Consider the following 429-nt stretch of genomic DNA (forward strand, 5'->3'; position numbering starts at 1 on the left):
GCGATGACTACAGATAAACTACAAAATAACTACAGGATTACCTCAGATCCGTTCTCTGAACCATTCGTACATCCGACCCCCTTACCGGTTTTACACTGAGCACTGACGCTCTGAGGCCTCTTATGACGAAACAACAGAAAACAGCGCTGAACATGGCTAAATTCATCCAGAATCAGTCTCTGCTCCTGCTGGAGAAGCTTAACGAGCTTGATCTCGATGTAGAGGCCGACCTTTGTGAGAAACTCCACGATGATGCGGAGCATCTTTTCCGTACACTGTCCTTGAGACTGGATGCATTACAGGATGGTAACTGATGGCCAGAGTGTCTATTAGTGAAGCAGCACGGCTTGTTAAGGTTAGTCGCCCTACTATTTACAAGATGATTAACAGTGGTAAGTTAAGTTACACCTCTGTTGTAAAGCACGGGAA

The 429-nt window shown here is 45.7% G+C and carries 2 protein-coding genes; both read left to right on the plus strand.

The annotated features are described in order from the left end of the window. Positions 1 to 122 precede the first annotated feature (122 nt). Entirely contained in the window at positions 123 to 314 is a 192-nt protein-coding gene (locus WCE05_RS26135; RefSeq protein WP_055314556.1) for a Rop family plasmid primer RNA-binding protein, read from the plus strand. Beyond that, positions 314 to 429 (plus strand): helix-turn-helix domain-containing protein (locus WCE05_RS26140; protein ID WP_142675321.1); only part of this gene is annotated, 116 nt, incomplete at its 3' end. The genes WCE05_RS26135 and WCE05_RS26140, both read left to right, overlap by 1 nt.

The sequence above is a fragment of the Pseudomonas sp. I2 genome, assembly GCF_040984075.1.
GTDB lineage: Bacteria > Pseudomonadota > Gammaproteobacteria > Pseudomonadales > Pseudomonadaceae > Aquipseudomonas > Aquipseudomonas guariconensis_B.

Coding starts and splice junctions, on each gene's coding strand:
- WCE05_RS26135 (WP_055314556.1), top strand. CDS start 123: ATGACGAAACAACAGAAAACAGCGCTGAACATGGCTAAATTCATCCAG.